This is a genomic window from Actinacidiphila acididurans (genome assembly GCF_016918855.1).
GTDB classification, from domain to species: Bacteria; Actinomycetota; Actinomycetes; order Streptomycetales; family Streptomycetaceae; genus Actinacidiphila; species Actinacidiphila acididurans.
Genome location: NZ_JADKYB010000003.1, coordinates 223166 through 244721, shown reverse-complemented (window position 1 = coordinate 244721; position 21556 = coordinate 223166). Strand labels below are relative to the sequence as shown.

Below are 21556 nucleotides of genomic sequence, written 5' to 3'. Positions count from 1 at the left end.
GCGGCTCCTCCCTTCTGCGGCGCGGGCCCGGACGGCGGTCATTCGAGTTGCTGGGTGCGGCTGAGCAGGGTCTGCAGCAGCACCACGGCGGCGAGGAAGCCGCCGTTGACGGTGTCGGTGAAGGCGGAGCCGTACTGCGAGAAGTAGTGGTCGATCAGGTTGTGGATCACCGCGAGCAGCAGCACGCCGCTGGCGGTGCCGCCGATCGATCCGCTGCCGCCGGTCAGCAGGGTGCCGCCGATGACGACGGAGGCGATGGCGGTGAGTTCGTAGCCGACGCCGATGGTGGTCACGCCCGAGCCGAGCCGGGCGCCGCCCAGCGCGCCGGCGGCGGCCGCCAGCGTCCCGGACAGCAGGTAGACGAGCACTTTGGCGCGGACGACGGGCAGGCCGAGGAGGGTGGCCGCGTGCTCGTTGCCGCCCATCGCGGTCAGGGTGTGACCGAAGCCGGTACGGGTGAGCAGCACCGCGCCGAGCACGAAGAACGCGGCGGTGATCAGCACCGGGGTCCACACACCCGAGCCGAAGTTGCGGAACGCCGAGTGGGCCGGCACCAGATAGGTGGTGGCGCCCTCGTTGGTGACGGCCTGGAGCAGTCCGCGCAGGCCCAGCAGGCCGACGAGGGTGACGATGAACGGTGCCATCCCGGCCTTGGCGACCAGCAAACCCTGCACGGTTCCCCAGGCGGCGCCGACGGCGAGCGGCAGCAGCACGGCGAGCCATGTGCCGTGCGTCGAACCGTAGGCGCCGAGCACCCCGCCGAGCGCGTACATCGAGCCCACCGACAGGTCGATGCCGCCGGTGATGATGACGAAGGTCATGCCGAGCGCGAGCAGCCAGACGAAGGCGTTGTTGCCCAGGATGCTGCTGATGTTGGACCAGGTGGGGAAGGTCGAGGAGGTGGCCGAGGCGATGGCGCACACCAGGACCAGCACGGCCAGCGCGCCGCGGCGCTGCAACTGGGAGGCGATCCGCTCGCCGAGGGTGGCGCGCGGGGCACGGGTCTTCGCGGTCGCCGGCGGCGGCAGCACGGTGGAGGTCATCGGGTACCACGCTCCTGGGAGGCGTAGACGGCGAAGCAGATGATGGCCGCCTCCACGATCTGGGTGTACGAGGTGTGCACGTTGTGCTGCGTCAGTACGGCGGTGATGAGCTGCATGAACAGCGCGCCCGCGACGGTGCCGAGGACGCGGACCCGGCCGCCGGTGAGCGGGGTGCCGCCGACCACCACCGCGGTGATCGCGTTCAGTTCCATGTTCAGGCCCTGGTTGGCCGGGTCGGCCTCGGCGCCGTGGCCGACGATGAGCAGCCCGGCGAGCGCCGACAGGACCCCGGAGATGACGTACACGGTGACCAGCACGCGGCGGACCGGCAGCCCGGACAGCCGGCTGGCCTGGCGGTTGTCGCCGATGGCGACGAGCTGCCGGCCGAAGGTGGTGCGCCGTACCAGAAAGCCGGTCAGCAGCGCGCAGACGGCGGCGATCCAGGCCATCTCGGGGATGCCCACGAGGCTGCGGGAGCCCAGGTCGAGGATGGCGGACTCGGTGACGGGCTTGGCGGAGTTGCCGTTGATGAGCTCGGCCAGGCCGCGCACGCCGATCATCAGGGAGAGCGTGGCGACGATGGGCTGGATCCGGGCGAAGGCGACCATCGCGCCGCCGACCGCGCCGGAGGCCGCGCCCAGCAGCAGCGACACGAGCAGTGCGGGGAGCAGGCCGTAGCCGAGATAGAGCGGCACCACCGAGGCGGCGAGCGCGATCACCGCGCCGACCGACAGGTCGATGCCCTCGGTGCCGATGACCAGGGCCATGCCGAGGGCGACCAGCAGGGTGGGCGCGACCTGGTAGAGCTGGACGCGGATGTTGCTCATCTCGACGAAGTTGGTGTCCAGGCCGACCGCCACGGCGAACAGCACGGCGAGCGCCGCGTAGACGCCGTACTCCTGGAGCAGGCGGCGGAGCCGCGCGCGGTCGAGCGCGGGTCCGGTCCAGGTGAGGGAGGTCATGCGTGGTTCTCCTTCACGGGCGCGGCGGCCGGGTCCTGCGCGGGGGCCTGCGGCGTCCCGGCGGGGTCGTCGGGTGAGTCGGGTGTGCCGGGGGCGGCGGACGTGCTGGCGGCGCTGTCCGAAGCGGTCTCCGACGCGGCGTCCGGGTCGGCGTCCGGGTCAGGAGCGGGCGCGTCGGGCGAGACGGCCGGCGCGGTGGCGAAGGCGTCGAGCAGACCCTCCTCGCTGACGTCCTGTCCGACGAGATCGCCCACCACATGGCCGTCCTTCAGGACGACCACCCGGTCCGAGCCCTCGATCAGCTCCTCCAGGTCCGAGGAGATGAGCAGCACGCCGAGCCCGTCGCGGGCGAGTTCGTCGATGATCGCCTGCACCTCGGCCTTGGCGCCGACGTCGATGCCGCGGGTCGGCTCGTCGAGCAGCAGCACCTTGGGGTTCAGGCACATCCAGCGGGCCAGCAGCACCTTCTGCTGGTTGCCGCCGGACAGGTCGCTGACCTTCTGGTCCGGCCCGGACGCCTTGATCCGCAGCCGCTCCATGAAGAAGCGGACCACCTCGTCCTGCTTGGCCCGGTTGACCAGGCCGGCCCGGGACAGGCGGGGCAGCGCGGCGAGTGAGATGTTCTCGCGCACCGACAGGTTGGGGATGATGCCCTCGGCCTTGCGGTCCTCGGCCAGCATGACCACCCCGGCCCGGATCGAGGCGGCGGGGCTGCGGCGGCGCATCGGCCGGCCCTCGATCTCGACGCTGCCGGACTCGGTGCCGAGCGCCCCCACGATCGCCTTGGCGGTCTCGCTGCGGCCGGCCCCGAGCAGGCCGCCGAGGCCGACGACCTCGCCGGCGTGGATGTCGAGCGACACGTCGCGGATGCGGTGACGTACGGTCAGGTTCTGCGCCGACAGCACCGGCCGCTCGGTGCGCCGCTCGTGCCCGCCTGCGTCGAAGGCGGTGGTGCCCTTGTCGCGGACGGTGGACATCTCCCGGCCGAGCATCAGGGAGATCAGCCGCAGCCGCTCCAGGTCGGCGATGTCCCCGGTGTGCACGACGGCGCCGTCGCGCATCACGGTGACGCGGTCGCAGATCGCGTACAGCTCGTCGAGCCGGTGGCTGACGTAGACGACCGCGATGCCCTGCTCCTTCAGCCGGCGGATCACCGAGAAGAGGGTCTCGACCTCGCGCGGCTCCAGGGACGAGGTGGGCTCGTCCATGATGACCACGCGGGCGTCGACCTGGACCGCGCGGGCGAGCGCGACCATCTGCTGCGCGCCCAGGCCCAGGGTGCGCAGCGGCCGCGTGACGTCGACGTCGACGCCGTAGCGGCCGAGGGTCTGCGTGGCCTGGCGGTTCATCCGGCCCACGTCGACCAGGCCGAACCGCCGCGGCTCACGGCCGAGGTACAGGTTGCGGGCCACCGACATCAGCGGGACCAGGTTGACTTCCTGGTAGATGGTGGAGATCCCGGCCGCCTGGGCCTCCAGGGGGTTGCGGAAGTCGCGGTCGCGGCCGTCCAGGCGGACCGTGCCCCGGTCGGGGCGGTAGACCCCGGTCATCACCTTGATCAGGGTGGACTTGCCCGCGCCGTTCTCGCCGATCAGCGCGTGCACCTCGGCGGGCCGCAGCGCGAAGCCGACGTCGCGCAGCGCGTGCACGCCCGCGAAGCTCTTGTGCACCCCCGAGACCTCCAGCACGGAGTCACTGCGGGGGTCGAGGTCCTGCTGGACCACGTCTGCCTCCTCGTACGGGGCTGCCGGCAGGCAGCCCGGGGCCGGCCCCGGACCGGAGGGACGGGTGGGGACCCTCCGGCCCGGCCGCATCAGCCGGCGCGACGGTCAGTACACGAGACCCTGCGACAGGGCCTGCTTGGCGTTGTCCGTGGTGAAGTGACCGTCCTTGATGATCACCTTGTCCTGCACGCCGGAGGTGCCGTAGAAGTTCTGCAGCGACTGGAAGGCGAGCGGGCCGAACCGCGGGTTGGTCTCGATGTCGGCGACGGCCAAGCCGGAGGCGACGTTCTGGACCATCTGCTGGATGCCGTCGATGGACACGATCTTGACGTCCTTGCCCGGCGTCTTGCCGGCCGAGCGGATCGCCTGGATCGCGCCGAGCGCCATCTCGTCGTTCTCGGCGTAGACCGCGTTGATGTCGGAGTGCGCCTGGAGCAACTGCTCCATCACCTTCTGGCCGTCGGTCTGGGCGAAGTTACCGGTCTGCGAGGCGACGATCTTGATGTTCGGATACTTCGCCTTGACCTGGTCCTGGAAGCCCTTGGTCCGGTCGGTGGTGACGTTGTTGCCGGGCGTGCCGGTGAGGATCGCGACGTGCGCGTTGCCGCCGGTGGCGGTGTTGAGGTCGTCGGCGGCGATCTGGGCCTGGCCGTAGAAGTTCGAGCCGATGAAGGCGATGAAGTCGGTGCAGGCGGTGCCGGTGACCGTGCGGTCGATGGTGAGCACCGGGATCTTCTTGGCCTTGGCCTGGGCCAGGGCCGGTCCGAGGCCGTCGGAGTTCTCCGGAGCCACGACGAGGACCTTGGCGCCCTGCGCGATCATGTCCTGGATCTGCGAGTTCTGGGCGTTGACGTCGGCGTTGGCGTTGCGCTCGATGAGCTTGACGCCCAGTCGCTTGGCCTCGTTCTCGATGCTCTTGGTCTCGGTGGCGCGGAAGGGGTTGCTGGTCGACTCGGACTGGGAGAAGCCGACGACGGTCTTCCCGTCGGTGATGTCCAGCTTGGCGACCCCACCGCCGTACTTCTGGTACGTGCAGCCCGCGGCGGCGGCGCTGTCGGTGGGCGTGGCCACCTGCTGGGCCGCGGCGGTGTTGTCCGCGGCGCTGCTGGACGGCGACGAACTCGACGAGTCGTTCCCGGAGTTGGTGCAGGCGGCGGCGGTGAGGCACAAGCCGGCCGTGATCATCGCGGCTGCTACGGCCTTGGCGCGTGGGATGGCGATCATGCGCCGATCACATCCTCGGAGGCGGTGAAGGGAGGGACGGTTGAGGGTGCGGGGAGCAGTCGCTGAACTCCCGCTCTTTCCAACGTTGTAGAGACCCTGAGCCCAGCGTCCTCACACTGTCAAGCGTCCGTGCAAGGATTTCTGTCCGGGACCCGGAAATCGGCTCCGTGGCGCATCGGCTGGGCAACGCGCGGGGGCGGAACGGAAAGTCACAGGTGAATGCCGCTTCCATCCGGCCGTCCAGGGCGCTTTGACGTACCTTCGGAAGCGACAAACCGGAAAGTACGCGCCGTGGGGGTGGACAACCCGCCGCGGAGCGTGCTGTCATGCCGGTGCTTTCCAACGTTATTACTTGAAGGCACGCGAGAGCCGCCGCGGCGTCCGTCGGGAGCCGCGCTCGACGCCTTCCTCCCACCGATCGCGAGCCCCCGGGCCCCGCGCGGCCGCCTCGTCGCGTCCGGCCCCCTCACCGCCACCGCCCGGGCAAGCACCCAGAGCCGTCCCCGCGACGGCACCCGCCGGCCCACGGGCCGGCCGGCCATGTACGTCGCAGGTTCGTTCCAGGAGGAATCCGCATGTCCGAAACCGTCAACTCGCCCGCCGCTCCCGGTGACGGCGGTGAGCCCCGAAGCGCAGCCCCGGGCGTGAGCCGCCGAGGACTGCTCGCCAGATCCGGTGCGGTGGGCCTGGGCGCGGCCGGGGTGGCGCTGCTGCCCGGCGTGGTCACCGGCGCGCAGGCCGAGCCGTCGACGGCGGCGGGGTCGGCCCCCGCCACGTCCGCGTCCGGCAGCCCCGCCCTCCCGGCCTTCGACCCGCTGCGGCCGCCGGCCGTCCCGCTCGCGGTCCGCTCCCCGTACCTGAGCACCTGGATGACGGCCGACGTGCCGGCCGGGCACTGGCCGAGCTTCTGGACCGGCCGCGTCACCGCCATGACCGGCATCGCCGTCATCGACGGCCAGAACTACCTGTTCCTCGGCGCCCCGGGCGTGCCGAACCACCCGCTGTCGCGCGGGCTGGTGCAGCGGTCGCTCACACTGACCGCGACGCGTTCGCGGTTCGAACTGGAGGGCGGCGGGGTGCGGCTGACCCTGACGTTCCTGTCCCCGGTCGAGCCGGGCGACCTGCGCCGCCAGTCGATGCCGCTGTCGTACCTCTTCGCCGAGGTGCGCTCGCTCGACGGCAAGGCGCACGACGTCGCCCTGTACTTCGACATCTCGGGCGAGTGGGCGCACGGCAACTCCGGCACGAAGATCCAGTGGGCGCAGGAGCAGGTGCCGGCCTCCGGCGCGGGCCCCAGCCTGACATCGTTGTCCTTCACTCCGGCCAGCCCGCAGGTGCTCAGCGAGAACGGCGACACCGCCTCCTGGGGCACGGTGGTGTGGAGCGCCGCCAACCAGGACGGGCTGACCTGGCAGATCGGCGCTGACACCGACGTGCGTCCCGCGGCACTGTCGAACGGCAAGCTCGGCAACACCGTCGACACCGCGCAGCCGCGGGCGATCAACGACCGCTGGCCGGTGTTCGCCTTCCACTTCGACCTGGGCAGCGTGCGCAACGCACCGCGCACCGCGGCACTGTCGGTCGGCCACGTCCGCGAGCCCGCGGTGAGCTACCTGGGCGCGCAGCTCCCGCCGCTGTGGAAGTCGTACTGGTCCTCCTGGCAGGACATGGTGGGGTACTTCCACGCCGACGCGGACGGTGCGCGGTCCCGCACGGACTCCCTCGACCGCCGCATCCAGCGCGACGCCACGGCGGCCGGCGGTGCCAAGTACGCGGCGCTGTGCGCCCTGTCGCTGCGGCAGGCGTACGGCGCCACGGAACTCGTCAGCCGCAACGGGAAGCCGTGGGCGTTCCTGAAGGAGATCTCCTCCGACGGCAACGTCTCCTCGGTGGACGTCACCTACCCGACGATCCCGGTCTTCCTCTACACCGACCCCGAGTACCTGCGGCTGCTGCTCGAACCGCTGCTGGACTACCCCGAGAACGGCGGCTGGCCCAAGGAGTTCGCCGAGCACGACCTGGGTTCCAGCTACCCCAACGCCAGCGGCCACAACGACGGCAACGAGGAAGACATGCCGGTCGAGGAGTCGGCCAACATGCTCCTGATGACCGCGGCCTACCTCGCCCGGACCGACGCGGCGACGGCGAAGGCGTTCGCCACCGACCACTACGCGATCCTGCGGCAGTGGAGCGACTACCTGGTGGCCAACGCGCTCGACCCGGGCTACCAGAACCAGACGGACGACTTCACCGGGTTCATCGCGCACAGCGCCAACCTGGCGCTCAAGGGCATCCTCGCGATCGGCGCGATGGCCCAGGTCGCGACCGCCGTGGGCAACGCGGCCGACGCCACCCGCTACCGCGCCACCGCCAAGGACTACATCGGCCAGTGGGTGGCCAAGGCGCAGGACACCACGCCGGACCACCTCAAGCTCGCCTACGACCAGCCGGGCACATGGAGCCTGAAGTACAACGGCTACCCGGACGCACTGCTCGGGCTCGGCCTCGTGCCCGCCGAGGTGGCGCAGGAGGAGGCCGACTGGTACCTGACGCAGGTCAACCAGTACGGCATACCGCTCGACCCGCGCCACTCGTACACCAAGGGCGACTGGGAGATGTGGACCGCGGCGTGGCTGCGCGGGCACGCGGTCAGCCAGGTGCTGATCGACACGCTGTACGACTTCGCGACGGCGACGCCGACCCGGGTGCCGTTCTCCGACTGGTACGACACGGTGTCGGGCACCCAGAGCGGTTTCCAGGCCCGTCCCGTGGTGGGCGGCATCTTCGCGCTGCTGAGCCTCGGCAAGTAGCGGCCGGGTTCCGCGGGCACGCCACGGAGCCCGCCCGTCTCCGGGAAGGAGGCGGGCGGGCTCCGTCCGGCCGTCAGGCGCCCGGCGCGGCGGTGGACTCGCGGGCGACCAGGGTGTAGCCGGGCTGGATCCGCTCGGCTTCGACCTGCCGGTCACCGGTCAGCCGGGCCACCACCCGCTCCACCGCCAGGCGGGCGATCGCCTGCTTGTCCGGTGCCACCGTGGTCAGGGCGACGGTGGAGAACCGGCCCTCCTCCACATCGTCGAAGCCGACCACGGACACGTCCTGCGGCACCCGCACCCCGCGCTCCACCAGCGCCCGCATCGCGCCGAGCGCCATCAGGTCGTTGTACGCGAACACCGCGTCGGGGCGCTCGCCGCGGTCCAGCAGCGCGTTCATCGCCGCGGCCCCGTCCCAGCGCCCGTACCCGTCGGTCGCCGCCACCAAGGACTCGTCGCAGGGCAGGCCGGCCGCGGTCAGCTCCTCGCGCCAGCCGCGCAGCCGCAGGTGGGCCGGGCGCCGGGCCATCTCGCGGCGGGCCCCGATGAAGGCGATCCGCCGCCGGCCGAGGCCGCTGAGGTGCCGTACCGCGGTACGTGCCGCCGCCACGTTGTCGATGGCGATCTGGTCGTAGGGCGCCTCGTACTCCCGCTCGCCCAGCAGCACCAGCGGCGCGTCGTCGCGACGGCCGAGCAGATCGGAGGTCTCCAGCTCGATCGGGCTCAGGATCAGCCCGTCGATGACGTGCGCCCGGAAGCCCTGGGTGACCAGGACCTCGCGTTCGCGCTGGCCCGCGGTGTGGTCGAGGAGCACCGTGTAGTCGTGGCGTGCCGCCGCGTCGATCACCGCGCCGGCGAGTTCGGCGAAGTACGGGTTTCCCAGTTCGGGCACGGCCAGCGCGATGATCCCGGTCCGACCCTTGCGCAGATGACGCGCCGTCAGATTCGGCCGGTAGCCCAGCTCGTCGATCGCCCGCTGGACGCGTTCGCGCATCCCCGGTGTGACGTGCGGATAGTTGTTGACCACGTTCGACACGGTCTTGACGGACACGCCGGCCAGTTGCGCGACGTCTTTGAGGCTGGCGCCCATGGAGTTCCTTCCCTCGGCATCCGGACGTGGGACACGGCGGTCCCGGGCCGCGGTGCCCCACGTCCGGAGTCCAGGGTCCGGCCAAGGAACCGGCGACCGCGCTCCGCCGCCCTGTCGACCGGAGCCCCGGGCGTGCGGACGGAGGCACCATCCGCACGCCCGAGCATGTTTTACAACGTTATACAGACACATCCGACCACCGCAAGTATCCGGCAGCGCCTTCTGCGTGGCTGCCGGCGCGGACACGACCAGCAGCGGTCTGGAAGCTTCGCCGAATGCGCCGCGCGGGGCATCCGGCACTTCCCGCTGTGGCAGCACGCTGGAGTGCGGCTGTTTATAACGTTGAATGATCGCGGGTACGAGGGGTGGTGGGTGGTGGAGGGGTCCATGGGGTGACCGCGGGCCGGTCAGTGTCCGTTCGCGGAGGGAAGCGCGGCGGTCGTGGTGAGGCCATAGGCCAGGTGGGGCACGGCGTCGGAGAGCCAGTCCTTGGCGGACCAGGTGCGGGGGTCGGAGATGCCGAGGGCCACCATGGGCAGGTCGGCGACGGCCATGGCCAGCGCGCCGGCCAGCGGGGCCTCCGCCCACCAGGGCAGCCGCGAACCGGTCGCCCGCAGGGCCCCCACGGCCGCGCCCACGCCCGTACCCACCGCGATGCCGACGAGCGGGCCGAGCCCGGCCAGCCGGTTCTCGCGCTTCGTCCCGTCGCCCGGAATCCGCACGCCCGCCTTCTCGGCGAAGGTGTCCACGACCTGCTCGGGAGTGCTGCTGGAGGGCCTGGCCCGCACGGCCATGTCGACGTACGCGGCGCTGTTCAGCGCGGTCGTCCCGGCTGTCCCGGCCAGGGCGCCGCGGGCCATCAGGCTGAGTACTTTGCTCATGGCCCGCGGGTGCCCGGACACGCCGGACGGAAAACCCGGACAACGTGGCCCCGCTCCCGGGCGCCCGGAGGTCCCGGGCCGGCCGTGCGGAGGCCGGCCCGGGACCTGCGGAGGCGGTTCAGCAGTAGCCGCTGTGCAGGTAGTCGCGGTTTCCGGGGGTGCCGAGGTCGAGCGGGATGTCGACGTGGCTCGGCAGGGCGTCGAAGGTGGTGTTGGTGAGGATGAACTCCTGGCCGGTGTAGCGCTGTTGGACGGTCTGCCAGTCGGCGGGCGCGCACACGAACGGGTTGGCGTAGGTGTTGTAGCCCACCCCGGCGCCGGTGTTGAGGAAGCCCGCGTCCTGGCACTGGTAGAGCACGGCGCGCAGGGCGGCCGCGTTCCGGGGGCCCTTGTACCCCGTGGTGAAGTTCTGGAAGCAGGTCTTCGACTGGCCGGTGGAGTACGGGGAGGGTCCGGCGGCGGCGAGCGCGTCGAGGAAGTCGCGATTGCAGCCGATGGCGGCCGTCGGATCGCTGCCCTGGAGCAGCGCGGTCCGGTCGCAGCCGGTCACCGTCTGGAAGGCGCCGACGACGTCCTGGTTCGGGCCGATCCCGGCGTAGATCCGGGCGAGTTGCTGCTCGGCGGCCGGCGGGAAGGCCGCCGTGCCGTACTGCGCGGCCAGCACCTGCTGCCAGGTCCCGAAGGTCGGCACCTGGGCCCGGACGCCGGCCGGGAGGGTGTAGACCTGCAGGTCCATCGGGTAGTTCCAGGTGTCCAGGCCCGGGAAGCCGACGAACGACAGGATGCCGATGCCGACCTTGTCGGGCCGGTTGCCGTAGAGGTTGCGCAGCTTCAGGTAACTCTCCAGGTTGCCGCCGGAGTTCGCCCACGCGAACCAGAAGCCCGCCGGATACAGCGAGCTGTCGCCGCGGGAGAAGGCGGTGACGTACAACGACGGGGAGACGCACCGTACTTGCCGTGCGTCCCAGGCGGCCTTGTACTCGGCCGGCGTGGAAATGCAGTCCTGCCGGGCCGGCGCTGCCGCCGCCGCGCGGGACTGCGGGAGCGCGGTGGTCGCCGTCGCAAGGACCAGGGCGCAGGTGGCGAGGATCGTGAACAGCCACCTGCCCCGGCCGGATCGCGGATGCTGTGGGCGCACGTCGCTCCCTGTGGCTCGACGGAGGGGTTCCCGCACCAGCGGGCCCCGGGAATGGGTTGACCTCACGCGAGCAGTCTTGACGACCGCGCGACAAGGAGGTCGGCCCATTGCTCCACTTGCCGGTCGGCCGTCCGGGTGATGGCAGGATACTTGCGACAGATGCCGTCGACGCCATGGCACGGACGCCGGTCAGGCATTCGGGGCCGGCCCGGGCCCCGGTCGCGGGAAGGACGGAGAAGTACCGATGGCGCGCACGAACCACCACGTCGCCGTGCTCGTGCTGGAAGGGGCGAAGCCGCTCGACGTAGGGATCCCGGCGCAGGTGTTCTCCCGCCGGCCGAGCATGCCGTACGAGGTGCGGGTGTGCGGGGCCGCGCCGGGGCTGGTGACCGGCGGCGACGGGCTGTCGTACCACGTGGCCGAGGGGCTGGACGCCCTCGCGCACGCCGACACGGTCTTCGTGCCCGGCTACCGGGAACCGGCGACCACCGAACCCCCGGCCGCGGTCGTCGGCGCCCTCATGGCGGCGCACGAGCGCGGGGCGCGGCTCGCGGCCATCTCGACCGGGGCGTTCGCGCTGGCGGCGACGGGTCTGCTCGACGGCAGGCGGGCGACCACGCACTGGCACTACACGAAGGCGCTCGCCGAGAAACATCCACTCGTACGGGTGGACGAGAACGTCCTGTTCGTGGACGCCGGCAATGTTCTCACCTCGGCGGGCGCGGCATCCGGCATCGACCTGTGCCTGCATTTGGTACGGCGTGACCACGGCGTCGGGCTGTCCAACCACGTGGCCAGACGCCTGGTGGCGGCGCCCTACCGCAGCGGCGGGCAGGCCCAGTACGTGCCGCGCAGCGTGCCCGAACCGCTGGGCGACCTGTTCGCGAGCACGCGCGAATGGGCACTGGAACACCTCGCCGAGCCGCTGACCCTCGAAGAACTCGCCCGCAACGCGCGGGTGTCGGCGCGTACGTTCTCCCGGCGGTTCGTGGAGGACACCGGCTACACGCCCATGCAGTGGGTGCTGCGGGCCCGCGTCGACCTGGCCCGTGAGCTGCTGGAACGCACCAGTCTGGGCGTGGAGCAGATCGCCGTGCGGGTCGGGCTCGGCACCGGCGCGAACCTGCGGCTGCACTTCCACCGCATCCTCGGCACCTCCCCCACGGAGTACCGGCACACCTTCTCGGCCTGAACCGTCCGCCTCGAGCAGCCCTGCGGCCCTGAACACGAGGAGTCCGTCCGGAGAATGACGGGAGGCGCCGGTCCGACGGGCAACCGACGAGAACCCGCCTGGCGAGATCCTTGCGGACCGTGGCGAAAGGTCTGGCGCGATACTTGCGCATGCTGTCGTTCAGGCCAATGCCGCCCCGGCCACCGGCCGCCGACGATGGGGAGCGGATACGAAAGGACTTCCCATGACCCGCATTGCCGTCAACGGATTCGGCCGCATCGGACGCAACACCCTCCGCGCCCTGCTCGAGCGCGGCAGCGACCTCGAAGTGGTCGCCGTCAACGACCTGACCGCCCCCGAAATGCTCGCGCACCTGCTCAAGTACGACAGCGCGCTCGGCCCCCTGGGGCGCTCCGTCGAGGTCGACGGAACCGACCTCCTGGTCGACGGCCGCCGCATCAAGGTGCTCGCCGAACGCGACCCCGCCGCCCTGCCGTGGGCCGAGCTCGGCGTCGACATCGTGCTGGAGTCCACCGGCCGCTTCACCGCGGCGAAGGCCGCCCGCGCGCACATCGACGCCGGAGCCAAGCGCGTGCTGGTCAGCGCCCCCTCCGACGGCGCCGACGTCACGCTCGCCTACGGGGTGAACACCGAGGTCTACGACCCCGCCGCGCACGTGATCGTCTCGAACGCCTCGTGCACCACGAACGCGCTGGCGCCGCTGGCCTCCGTGCTGGACGACCTGGCCGGCATCGAGCACGGCTTCATGACCACGGTGCATGCCTACACCCAGGAGCAGAACCTGCAGGACGGCCCGCACCGCGACATGCGCCGTGCCCGCGCCGCCGGCGTGAACATCGTGCCCACCACCACCGGTGCCGCCAAGGCCATCGGCAAGGTCCTGCCGAACCTCGACGGCAAGCTGTCGGGCGACTCGATCCGCGTACCGGTCCCGGTGGGCTCGATCGTGGAGCTCAACACCGCGGTCACGCGCGAGGTCACCCGCGACGAGGTGATCGAGGCCTATCGGGCCGCCGCCGACGGCCCGCTCAAGGGCATCCTGGTGTACGCCGACGAGCCGCTCGTCTCCAGCGACATCACCGGCCGGCCGGCCTCCGCGATCTTCGACTCGGCGCTCACCCGCGTCGACGGCAGGCACGTCAAGGTGGTGGCCTGGTACGACAACGAGTGGGGCTTCTCCAACCGCGTCGTCGACACCCTCGAGCTGCTGGCCCGCGGCTGACGGACCCCCCGCCGAAAACCGGCGCCCGAGGAACCCGCACCCGGCCGCCCCTCCCCCGACCACCGCAAGGTCACATGCGCACGTACGTCTCGATGTCCTGCTGGAACTCGGCGAGCGCACGGTCGGTGAGGGCGGGCCGGGTGTCGGCGATGGCGGCCAGGTAGTCGTCGGTGCCGGCCGGGATGCCGCGGCGGGCGGTGACCTCGCGTTCGAAGGCGGCCTGGGCGCCCTTGCGGGCGGCGAACTCGATGTCGGCGGGAGTGAACATCTCGCTGGCCGTGACCAGTCGGGGCAGGTCGACGTCGTCGACGGCCGGTCCGAGGTAACGCCGCCAGATCGCGGCGCGGGCGACCGGGTCGGGCGGGCCGACCGGGATGACGTAGTCGAAGCGGCCGGGGCGCAGGAAGGCCGGGTCCAGGGAGCGTACGGAGTTGGTCGCGCAGATCATCAGCCGGTCGTCGTGGTCGCGGAAGCCCGGAATGAGCTTGAGCAGTTCGTTGGTGACGCCGTGCGCGGGGTCGGCGGCCAGGCCGGAGCGCACCCCGGCGATCTCCTCGACCTCGTCGATGAACAGCACCACGCTCTCCAGCCCGGCCAGTTCGCCGAAGGTGTCGCGCAGTGAGGCGGCCAGGCCGCCGTCGCCGGACGAGGCCAGGCGGGAGGGGAAGAGCTCCACGAACGGCCAGTCGAGCCGGGAGGCGACGGCCTTGGCGAAGCTGGTCTTGCCGGTGCCGGGCGGCCCGAACAGGATGACGGCCTTCGGCGGCCGCACCCCGTACCGCTCGGCCAGCGCGGGTTCGGACAGCGGCAGCACGACCCGCCGTTCTACGGCGTCCTTCTCCCGCTCCATCCCGGCCAGCGCCTCCCACAGGCCGGGCGGCTCGACCCGGCCGCCGAGTTCGGCCAGCAGGCCCGCGTCGGCGGCGCCGAGGTGTTCCACCTTCTCGTAGAGGAGCAGCCCGGCCCGCCTGCGGTAGCCGGAGTTCTCCAGGGCGGCGGTCCCGGTGGCGCCGGGGGTGAGGATCGCGCCGATCCGGCGCACCCCCTGGTTGCGCAGCCGCCGTTCCAGCTCCGTGATCAGTGAGCTGCCGATGCCGCGGTTGCGCCACATCGGACCGAGCGCCACCAGCGTGATCCAGGCCCGTTCGCCCTGCGTACGGGCCATCGCCATGCCCACCAGGTCCGCGCCGACCACCGCGACCACGGCGGGCTCGCCGGCCCGGGCCCCGGCCATCACCTCGGAGACCGGGAAGACCGAGCTGCCGTCGTCCACCTGCCGGTCCTGGTCCCAGAGTTGTATGGCGCGGTCCAGGTCGTCGTCGTGGAAGTCCCGCAGTCGCCATGTGGGCATGATCAGCACCTGCCCTCCATTGTTCCCGAGGCGGGGCCGTACGGCGACCCGGGCGTGCAGCGACGCGGAACGGCGTACGGCGGGCAGGACGCCCGCTCAGCGGTACGTGCCGCCGTCCCGGCCGCTCGCGTCCGACATCATCGGCGGGGGTGGTGGTGTGGGTGGGGGGACGGTGAGGCTGCCGTGGCGTTCCATGCGCTGCCGGCGCAGGCGGGTGCCGGCCAGGGCGGTCACCACGGACTGGATGACGACGAGGTACATCAACTGCCGGTAGACGAATTGCTGGAGTGGCAGTGTCCACAGGGGGCGTGGGCTTTCCTTGCCGAGCCGGAAGGCGTACAGGCCCATCCCGACCTGCACGGACGGGGACGTCATGGCAGTGGTGGTTCTCCGCGGCAGGGCGCCAGGTGGCTCGTCAGTGGCCGTGGGCGGTGTGGGTGGGACTGGGGACAGGGTGACTCGCGGTGCTCTTGCCGTGCGTGACCGTCGGCGAGGCAGTGGAAGTGCCGGTGGCCACGGGAGCACTGGCGGCAGTGGTGGACGGTGCCGCGCTGGGACTCACCGTGCCGGCGGTCGGGCTGGGCGCCGGACCGTGACCGGCCGCCTTGCCACGGGGTGGACCGGCCACCGGCACGGTCCCGCCGGTGGGTGCACCTGCCTGCGTCCCACGAGTCGGCGGCGTCTGCCGGACGGTGGTGGCGCCTGCGTGCGGATCCTTCGTCACGGCCCCCGGCCGCGGGGCATGGTGGTGACCGCCCGGCCCGGGCGCCTGGGGCAGCGGCAGGTAGGGCGAGGAAACGGTCGGTCCGCCGAGCGCCGAACTCACCAGCAGCGCGACATAGGCCGCGGCCGGGAGCACCAGGATCCGGCCGACGCGGCGCACGCGCCGCTGCCGCCGCCCGGAGGCGTCGACGAAGACGGGTCGGGTGGCCGCATGACTGCCCCCGGCGGGCCGAACGGGCGGGCCGGGAGGAGCGTCGGTGCGGGGGGAGGGCTGCACGGCTGGGCACCATACAGGCCCGGTCCGGTCTTGGCGACGCGGCCCATATTCCCGACATGTACCGACTGCGCGCCTCATGGGTGGGCGCACCGAGGCGCCAGTAACGTTTCCGTACGCCTGTGCGCTTCCCTGTATCGAACCGTGTCCCCGCACGGTGGAGCAACCCGTGGAGTGGTTGCAGCGGCCGGGCGCGCGGTGGTCCTTTTCACCGGTACCCCCTCGGTGCCCGCGCGTCCGGCCGAGCCGCGGCAGCCACGGGGCTGCCGCGGCTCACGGGTCAGAAGGCGCCGATGCCGTTCGGCGTGCCGAGACCGGTCGGGCCGTCCCAGCCGGTGCGCGCGTTGCACCACTGGCTGGTGGTGCAGGAGCCGTTGCTGCCGGAGGTCACGTCGTTCAGGGACGACGCGTGGGTGTAGGGGTAGTTGTTGTCGATGGACGCGGTGTTGCCGGCCAGCCCGTACACCGAGGCGATGATCGGGGAGGCGACGCTGGTGCCGCCGAAGACCAGCCAGCCGGACAGGCCCTGGTAGGCGGTGCTGTCGTAGACGGCCACACCGGTGGACGGGTTGGCCACGGCGGAGACGTCGGCCTCGGCCCGCTTGGCGCAACCGGTGCTGAAGGACGCGGCGCCGCTGAGCGCGGTGTTGTAGGCGGAGCAGCCGCTGCCCGCACCGCTCCAGGCGGTCTCGCTCCAGCCACGGCTGTTGGACGCGGTGGACAGCGAGGTGCCGCCGACCGCGGTGACGTAGTGCGAGGAGGCCGGGTAGCCGGCGCCGTAGCCGCTGTCACCGGAGCTCGCGGTCACCGCGATGCCCGGGTGGTTGTAGTACGAGCCGTAGGTCGCATCCGAGGCGTCCGAGCCGCCGTAGCTGTTGCTGATGGCCACCACGCCCGGGGTCGCTGCGGCGGTGTTCACCGCCGCGCCGAGGTTGGCGAAGGACGAGGAACTCGCCTCGACCAGCAGGATGTGGCAGTTCGGGCAGATCGCCGAGACCATGTCGACGTCCAGGGAGATCTCCTGCGCCCAGCCCCCGTTGGCCCGCGGGTACTTGGTGCCGCCGGTCTGGTCGACCTTCTTGAAGCAGCCGTTGGCCGTGGTGCAGGCCGGCAGCCCGAACTGGGCACGGTAGACGCCGAGGTCGGCCTCGGCGGTGGGGTCGTCGTACGCGTCGACAATGGCGACGGTACGGCCAGAACCGGCAGTGGCCGACGGCAGGTTGTACGCCGACTGCAGGCTGCTCGGGCCGAAGCCGGAGGGGGTGGCGTGCGGTGCCACCGAGGCGGGCGCGACCAGGTCGGTGCGGACCAGTGCCTCGCAGGCCGCGAAGCCCGCCTTGGGAGTGGCACACGAATGCGCGGGGGCTTTGCCGGCCGGCTGTGCGGCGGCGTGCGAGGCTGTTGCCGAGCCGAGGACCGCAAGCGGGATCGCCGCCAGAACCGCGGTCACCGTGCTTAACAGCCGTGCGCGCAGGAGCATATGACTCTCCTCGGGTAGTGGAGTCTGCGACGGCGCCAGAGTGAAGGAAAAGCGAACGGTTGGAAAGCCATGGGATGTTAAAGCTCGACGTCAATCACGCTTCTGACCTGCACAGATGGTGAATCGGACAGCGATGCGGTGACATGTCCATGGAGTTGCGAAGCCAAGTAGCCATGAGCTAAAATGACAGGTTCACCTCATGTCCCAACTGGCAGGCTTGGCCGAATCGTTACCATCGCAAATCGGACGCCTGGGGCCAGAACGCGGAAAAGTGCGGGCGAACGGTCATGTACCCGACTTGACGTGCGCGGGTGCTCCCCCGGAGGCTTTGTGCCCTCCCCCCCGACTTCACACATCCATCCTCAGGTTGGTATGCCCATGCGCGTCCTACCATCGGTCGGTGCCGCGGCAGTTGCCGTGGCGGCGACCGTGGTGCTCGCCCCGGGTGCGTCTGCCCACGGCAACGCACCCGGTGACAACGGCACCATCAAGATTCACGATGCGAAAACCGGCGCGGAGCTGGTCAAGAACGAGCCGCACGTGTGCACGTTCTACCTCGACGCCTTCTTCTTCGACGGTCTGCAGAAGGCCGACTGGAAGATCGTCGACCAGCCGCCCACCGGCAAGGAGGACGTCGTCGCCTCCACCGGCGCCATCACGCTGGACGGTTCCGGCCACGGCCGGACCGACGACATGACGCTGCCCGACGGCCACTACAAGCTCCTGTGGAACTTCGACGGCGAGCACGGCAAGGCCAAGCAGAAGGTCTTCTGGGTCGACTGCGCCGCCGAGGGCGGCACGGCCTCCGGCGGCACGACGGACGGTGGCTCCACGGCCGGCACCACCGGCGGTTCCACGGACGGTGGTTCCACTACCGGCACCACCACCGGCGGGTCCGACGGCGGCACCGCGTCGGGCGGTTCGACCACCGGCACGACCAGCGGTTCGACCGGTGGCAGCACGGCCGCCGGCGGCTCGACGTCGGGCAGCACGAGCGGCGGCGACACCAGCGGCACCGATTCGACGAGTTCCCCCGTGGCCGCGTCGTCCAGCGGCAGCACGGGCGGGTCGGGCGGCAGCCTCGCCGAGACCGGCGCGTCGGTCGCCGGCGCGTCGGTGCTGGGCGTCGTCCTGCTGGCGATCGGCGCGGCAGTGATGTTCCGCCGCCGCGGCAGCCGTCAGCACTGATCCGCTGACGCACTGACCGCGCGCGTCGGCGCGTACGGCGGCGCCGGTCCCTCGCGTGAGGGACCGGCGCCGCTCGGCGTTTCCGGCAGGTGTGTCCGGCAGGTGTTCCCGGCAGGTGTGTCCGGCCTTCGTTGCCGGTGCGTCAGTTCTGCCGCAGAGCCGGCATCGGGACCGGGACGTTGAACGCGGTCGCGCCCGCGCCGACCCCGCCCTCGCAGGTGTTGGGCGGGTCGGTGGTCACCCCGCGGGTGGAGGGCTGCTCGGCGGCCCAGAACATGTAGCCCAGCAGGCCGGAGGTGCTGCCCGCGCCGGCCGGGGCCGCGGTCTGCGTCCAAGTGCTCGTCGCGTTCTGCACCGAGGACGCGAAGTCATTGCACTCCGGGCGGACCTGGGACCCCTCGGCGATGTAGAGGCTTCCGGTGAACTTCGCCGGGGCCAGCGGCGGAATGGCCGGGCTGTAGTTCGCCTTGCCGGTCAGGTGCTCCTGCCAGTTGGACTCGGCGGTACTCGCCGAGGGCTGCTTGCTGGGCACCATGGCGTTCGCGTAGTCCAGCACCGGGGCAGTGGTGGTCAGCCAGTGCGCGGTGGCGTACTGGTCCAGTCCGATCAGCCAGCGGTCCCCGGCCGCCACGTCGATGGTCAGCCGCGCGGTGGGGTCGGCACCCGTCGCGTCGTACGGGTGCGCGGCGCGGTAGGCGTCGATGAAGGCCTGCAGACCGGTGGTGTTCGGGCTGGAGCTCTCCTCGTAGTCGATCTCGATGCCGACTCCGAGGCGGGTGGCCAGGGCCGCCGCCCGCTGGCCGAGCAGGGTGGGGTTCTGGGAGAGCGCGGTGTTCCAGTCGCCGGTGTACGTGATGCCGCCGATCGAGAGCATCACCCGGATGCCGTGCGCGGTGAAGTAGTTCACCACCGACTGCGTCATCCCGACCGGGACGCCGTCGGTATTGGCCGTGTCCGTCGTGCCGTTGAGCAGGGTGAGCGGGTTGACGAAGCTGAGCACCACCAGGTTGACCGAGGGGCGGCCGTCGCCGCGGTCGATCAGCCAGTGGTTGTTGTGGTCGAAGTCGGTCATGTCACGGACCGTCGCCCAGGTGCAGGCGTCGTTGCCGCAGTGCCAGGCCCCGTACACCTGCGGCAGGGTGCCGGCGGCGGCACTCGCCGGGAGGGCGGGCGGCACGGCCGCGGCGGCGGCCACCAGGACGGCGGCGGCGCCGAGGGACCTGAGCGACCGCAGCGGCCGGAGCCACCGCCACGGCGTGCGCGCCCGCGACGACCGATCGGACCGCGGGGACTCGAGGGACTGGGTGAAGCGGGATCTTCCGGACAGCACACGCATGGACGCCTCCTGGCGTTCTTCGGGTGGCCCATCGGGACAGCCCTTCACCGTGACGCCCTTGACTGACCTCTGTCAATAATTGGTCCGGACCTGATCCACAGCGCTTCCGTCGGGCGACAGACACGTGCCCCGGGGCCGCGTCGTCGAGGACGCGGCGCCGAGGCCCGGGTCACTCCGTGGGGTAGATGTCCCCCGCGGCCATCATGCTCTCCTGCTCGCTGTCGGAGTCGAGCTGCCGGGCCCGCTGCTTCAGCCGTTCGCGCTCGTCGGGATCGGAGCTGCGTTCGGCCGCGGAGCGCAGGCCGCGGGCCTCTTCGCGGAGCGCCTCGATGTGGGCGTGGGACGGGCCGGTGTACGGGTGGGATGCGCTGCTGCCGCTCATGATCGAGCCTCGTTCCGTGTCGCGCGCCTTCCGTTTCCAGGGAACCAGGTGCCGCGCGCGACGGCCACCCCGGCGTGCCGGGTCCGGCTGCCGGAGGAGAGGATGACCATGTGCCGTTCACCCTGAGTCATCCCGCGGCCGTGCTGCCGTTCCTGCGCGGCGGGCGGCCCCGCGGTCCGCTGGTCGCCTCGGCGCTGGTCGCGGGGTCGCTTGCGCCCGACGTGCCCTTCTTCACCGAGTCGCTGGTGCACGGGACCTTCCGGTACGGCACCTTCACGCACAGCCTGGCCGGCATCCCCACCGCCGACGTGGGCATCGCCGCCGCGCTCGTCGCGGGCTGGCACTGGCTGCTGCGCGAGCCGCTGGTGGCCCTGCTCCCCGCGCGGTGGGCCGACGCCGCCGACGCCCTGACCTCCCCGTCCGGCCGCGGGCCCGGTCCGGCCGACGCGGCGTGGTTCACCGTGTCCGCGGTCCTGGGCGCCGTCACCCACGTGGGCTGGGACGCCTTCACCCACGACGGCCGCGTCGGGGTACGCCTGCTGCCGGTGCTGGCGCACACCGTGGCGGGCCGGCCGGTCTACACGTGGCTGCAGATCGGCTGCTCGGCGGCCGGGCTGGCGGTCCTCGGCTGGTATGTGCCGCACATGCTGCGGCGCGACGCAGTGTCGCCCGCGCCCGCCACCGCTCCCCCGCCGCCGTCCGGGCCGCGCATGTCCGGCCGCGCCAAGGCGGCGGTCGCGGCCCTGGTCTCAGCCGCCGCGGCGGCCGGTGCCGGCCGGCGCCTGTCCGGCTGGACCCCGGGCCCCGGCGGCCCCTTCTCCCACCTCCTCGATGCCCTCCCGTCCGCCCTCTTCGGCGCGGGTACGGGCGCGGCGGTGGGCCTGACGGCCTACGCGGCAGTGTCCCGCGGTGCGACGGTCCTGCGCCGGCGTACCCGCTAGGTGCCGCCCGGCGGAGCATTGCTGCGGTGCGTCGTGCTGCGGCTTGAGGCGCCTTTGACGGCGGCCTGAAGTCGATTGCCGGGGTTCCACTGGCGCGCAAGCATCCTCGGATGGGCGCGGATGAGGGCCGGAAGCTGGTACGGGTCGTGCAGACGTGTTCTGCCTGTCCCTCGCAGTGGGACGCGTGGACGGCAGACGGTCAGTACTTGTTTCTCCGATACCGGCATGGTCAGGGCTGCGTCGAGTGGCATCCCGGCCCTGACCCCGATTCCGACACGCCGGGCTCTTGGAACAAGGGCCTCTCGGGCCTCTTGACCGAATGGGACGACGGCACCGGAAGCGGTGTGATCAGCCTTGAGGATTTCCTCGCGGCAGCGGGCCTGGCGCTGGCGTCCGGTGCCTCGGTGAGCTGATGTCCTGCACACGGTCATGTGCGGAACCGGAGGACGAGGGCGGCCGTGGCGTCGCGGCCGCTTGGTGCGTTCGGGGGGTGCTCGCGCGGCGACCGGGTGTGGCGGCCGGGGCCGCGGGGACGGGGACCGTACGGTCGGAGGGCGCCGGGCGCCGGGTGGCAGGGCCGCGGAAGGCGTCGGGC

The 21556-nt window shown here is 71.8% G+C and carries 19 protein-coding genes; 7 read left to right on the top strand and 12 right to left on the bottom strand.

The genetic code is table 11. The features are described 5' to 3' along the window. Positions 1 to 38: 38 nt before the first annotated feature. From ITX44_RS06550 to ITX44_RS06535, 4 genes are all read right to left on the bottom strand, one after another. The gene (locus ITX44_RS06550; protein ID WP_205356074.1) at positions 39 to 1043 is read right to left on the bottom strand and encodes an ABC transporter permease; all 1005 of its coding nucleotides are present in this window, start codon (positions 1041 to 1043) and stop codon (positions 39 to 41) included. Next, on the bottom strand, positions 1040 to 2005 hold the full coding sequence (locus ITX44_RS06545; RefSeq protein ID WP_205356073.1) for an ABC transporter permease: 966 nt from the start codon (positions 2003 to 2005) through the stop codon (positions 1040 to 1042). The genes ITX44_RS06550 and ITX44_RS06545 overlap by 4 nt, the downstream gene beginning before the upstream one ends. Next, positions 2002 to 3729, bottom strand: coding sequence for a sugar ABC transporter ATP-binding protein (locus tag ITX44_RS06540; RefSeq protein WP_307795127.1), 1728 nt, complete (start codon positions 3727 to 3729; stop codon positions 2002 to 2004). The genes ITX44_RS06545 and ITX44_RS06540 overlap by 4 nt, the downstream gene beginning before the upstream one ends. A gap of 105 nt (positions 3730 to 3834) precedes the next feature. After that, positions 3835 to 4953 carry an ABC transporter substrate-binding protein gene (locus ITX44_RS06535; protein WP_236060151.1) on the bottom strand — a complete coding sequence of 373 codons (1119 nt, stop codon included), beginning with the start codon at positions 4951 to 4953 and terminating at the stop codon, positions 3835 to 3837. 575 nt (positions 4954 to 5528) lie between these two features. Here ITX44_RS06535 and ITX44_RS06530 point away from each other — a divergent pair. Then, complete coding sequence (locus tag ITX44_RS06530; protein ID WP_205356071.1) at positions 5529 to 7763, top strand: glutaminase family protein; 2235 nt, start codon at positions 5529 to 5531, stop codon at positions 7761 to 7763. A gap of 73 nt (positions 7764 to 7836) precedes the next feature. On the opposite strand, the gene ITX44_RS06525 is transcribed toward ITX44_RS06530, so the two are convergent. The 3 genes from ITX44_RS06525 to ITX44_RS06515 form a co-directional block, all read right to left on the bottom strand. Beyond that, positions 7837 to 8853, bottom strand: coding sequence for a LacI family DNA-binding transcriptional regulator (locus ITX44_RS06525; protein WP_205356070.1), 1017 nt, complete (start codon positions 8851 to 8853; stop codon positions 7837 to 7839). A gap of 407 nt (positions 8854 to 9260) precedes the next feature. Continuing rightward, entirely contained in the window at positions 9261 to 9734 is a 474-nt protein-coding gene (locus ITX44_RS06520; RefSeq protein WP_205356069.1) for a hypothetical protein, read from the bottom strand. A 118-nt stretch (positions 9735 to 9852) separates the two neighbouring features. Continuing rightward, positions 9853 to 10872 carry a hypothetical protein gene (locus tag ITX44_RS06515; protein ID WP_205356068.1) on the bottom strand — a complete coding sequence of 340 codons (1020 nt, stop codon included), beginning with the start codon at positions 10870 to 10872 and terminating at the stop codon, positions 9853 to 9855. A 244-nt stretch (positions 10873 to 11116) separates the two neighbouring features. Here ITX44_RS06515 and ITX44_RS06510 point away from each other — a divergent pair, with 244 nt between their 5' ends. Both ITX44_RS06510 and gap read left to right on the top strand, forming a co-directional pair. Continuing rightward, the gene (locus tag ITX44_RS06510) at positions 11117 to 12064 is read left to right on the top strand and encodes a GlxA family transcriptional regulator (RefSeq protein ID WP_205356067.1); all 948 of its coding nucleotides are present in this window, start codon (positions 11117 to 11119) and stop codon (positions 12062 to 12064) included. Between the two features lie 223 nt (positions 12065 to 12287). Beyond that, a complete protein-coding gene (gap, locus tag ITX44_RS06505) occupies positions 12288 to 13286 on the top strand; it encodes a type I glyceraldehyde-3-phosphate dehydrogenase (RefSeq protein ID WP_205356066.1) in 999 nt (332 codons plus the stop codon). Between the two features lie 70 nt (positions 13287 to 13356). On the opposite strand, the gene ITX44_RS06500 is transcribed toward gap, so the two are convergent. Both ITX44_RS06500 and ITX44_RS06495 read right to left on the bottom strand, forming a co-directional pair. Further along, the gene (locus ITX44_RS06500) at positions 13357 to 14637 is read right to left on the bottom strand and encodes an ATP-binding protein (protein WP_205356065.1); all 1281 of its coding nucleotides are present in this window, start codon (positions 14635 to 14637) and stop codon (positions 13357 to 13359) included. 96 nt (positions 14638 to 14733) lie between these two features. Continuing rightward, positions 14734 to 15012 (bottom strand): hypothetical protein, encoded by a 279-nt coding sequence (locus tag ITX44_RS06495; protein ID WP_307795126.1) that lies wholly within the window; start codon positions 15010 to 15012, stop codon positions 14734 to 14736. A gap of 89 nt (positions 15013 to 15101) precedes the next feature. Here ITX44_RS06495 and ITX44_RS42095 point away from each other — a divergent pair, with 89 nt between their 5' ends. Then, positions 15102 to 15233, top strand: coding sequence for a hypothetical protein (locus ITX44_RS42095; protein WP_265934177.1), 132 nt, complete (start codon positions 15102 to 15104; stop codon positions 15231 to 15233). Between the two features lie 681 nt (positions 15234 to 15914). Here ITX44_RS42095 and ITX44_RS06490 read toward each other — a convergent pair. Further along, positions 15915 to 17114, bottom strand: a complete 1200-nt coding sequence (locus ITX44_RS06490; RefSeq protein ID WP_205356064.1) for a S53 family peptidase — start codon at positions 17112 to 17114, stop codon at positions 15915 to 15917. Positions 17115 to 17492: 378 nt separating this feature from the next. On the opposite strand from ITX44_RS06490, the gene ITX44_RS06485 reads away from it, so the two are divergent. Beyond that, a complete protein-coding gene (locus tag ITX44_RS06485) occupies positions 17493 to 18302 on the top strand; it encodes an LPXTG cell wall anchor domain-containing protein (protein WP_205356063.1) in 810 nt (269 codons plus the stop codon). Between the two features lie 142 nt (positions 18303 to 18444). Here the strand turns inward: ITX44_RS06485 and ITX44_RS06480 are convergent, their stop codons facing one another. Beyond that, entirely contained in the window at positions 18445 to 19638 is a 1194-nt protein-coding gene (locus ITX44_RS06480) for a glycoside hydrolase family 18 protein (RefSeq protein ID WP_205356062.1), read from the bottom strand. Positions 19639 to 19807: 169 nt separating this feature from the next. Next, positions 19808 to 20020, bottom strand: a complete 213-nt coding sequence (locus ITX44_RS06475; RefSeq protein WP_205356061.1) for a DUF6381 family protein — start codon at positions 20018 to 20020, stop codon at positions 19808 to 19810. 110 nt (positions 20021 to 20130) lie between these two features. On the opposite strand from ITX44_RS06475, the gene ITX44_RS06470 reads away from it, so the two are divergent. Both ITX44_RS06470 and ITX44_RS06465 read left to right on the top strand, forming a co-directional pair. Next, entirely contained in the window at positions 20131 to 20961 is an 831-nt protein-coding gene (locus ITX44_RS06470) for a DUF4184 family protein (RefSeq protein ID WP_205356060.1), read from the top strand. Positions 20962 to 21071: 110 nt separating this feature from the next. After that, positions 21072 to 21374: a hypothetical protein gene (locus tag ITX44_RS06465; RefSeq protein WP_205356059.1), complete on the top strand. Its 303-nt coding sequence runs from the start codon at positions 21072 to 21074 to the stop codon at positions 21372 to 21374. Positions 21375 to 21556 lie beyond the last annotated feature (182 nt).

Coding starts and splice junctions, on each gene's coding strand:
- ITX44_RS06495 (WP_307795126.1), bottom strand. CDS start 15,012: ATGACGTCCCCGTCCGTGCAGGTCGGGATGGGCCTGTACGCCTTCCGG.
- ITX44_RS06510 (WP_205356067.1), top strand. CDS start 11,117: ATGGCGCGCACGAACCACCACGTCGCCGTGCTCGTGCTGGAAGGGGCG.
- ITX44_RS06545 (WP_205356073.1), bottom strand. CDS start 2,005: ATGACCTCCCTCACCTGGACCGGACCCGCGCTCGACCGCGCGCGGCTC.
- ITX44_RS06535 (WP_236060151.1), bottom strand. CDS start 4,953: ATGATCGCCATCCCACGCGCCAAGGCCGTAGCAGCCGCGATGATCACG.
- ITX44_RS06500 (WP_205356065.1), bottom strand. CDS start 14,637: ATGCCCACATGGCGACTGCGGGACTTCCACGACGACGACCTGGACCGC.
- ITX44_RS06465 (WP_205356059.1), top strand. CDS start 21,072: ATGGGCGCGGATGAGGGCCGGAAGCTGGTACGGGTCGTGCAGACGTGT.
- ITX44_RS06475 (WP_205356061.1), bottom strand. CDS start 20,020: ATGAGCGGCAGCAGCGCATCCCACCCGTACACCGGCCCGTCCCACGCC.
- ITX44_RS06525 (WP_205356070.1), bottom strand. CDS start 8,853: ATGGGCGCCAGCCTCAAAGACGTCGCGCAACTGGCCGGCGTGTCCGTC.
- gap (WP_205356066.1), top strand. CDS start 12,288: ATGACCCGCATTGCCGTCAACGGATTCGGCCGCATCGGACGCAACACC.
- ITX44_RS06485 (WP_205356063.1), top strand. CDS start 17,493: ATGCGCGTCCTACCATCGGTCGGTGCCGCGGCAGTTGCCGTGGCGGCG.
- ITX44_RS06530 (WP_205356071.1), top strand. CDS start 5,529: ATGTCCGAAACCGTCAACTCGCCCGCCGCTCCCGGTGACGGCGGTGAG.
- ITX44_RS06520 (WP_205356069.1), bottom strand. CDS start 9,734: ATGAGCAAAGTACTCAGCCTGATGGCCCGCGGCGCCCTGGCCGGGACA.
- ITX44_RS06550 (WP_205356074.1), bottom strand. CDS start 1,043: ATGACCTCCACCGTGCTGCCGCCGCCGGCGACCGCGAAGACCCGTGCC.
- ITX44_RS06490 (WP_205356064.1), bottom strand. CDS start 17,114: ATGCTCCTGCGCGCACGGCTGTTAAGCACGGTGACCGCGGTTCTGGCG.
- ITX44_RS06480 (WP_205356062.1), bottom strand. CDS start 19,638: ATGCGTGTGCTGTCCGGAAGATCCCGCTTCACCCAGTCCCTCGAGTCC.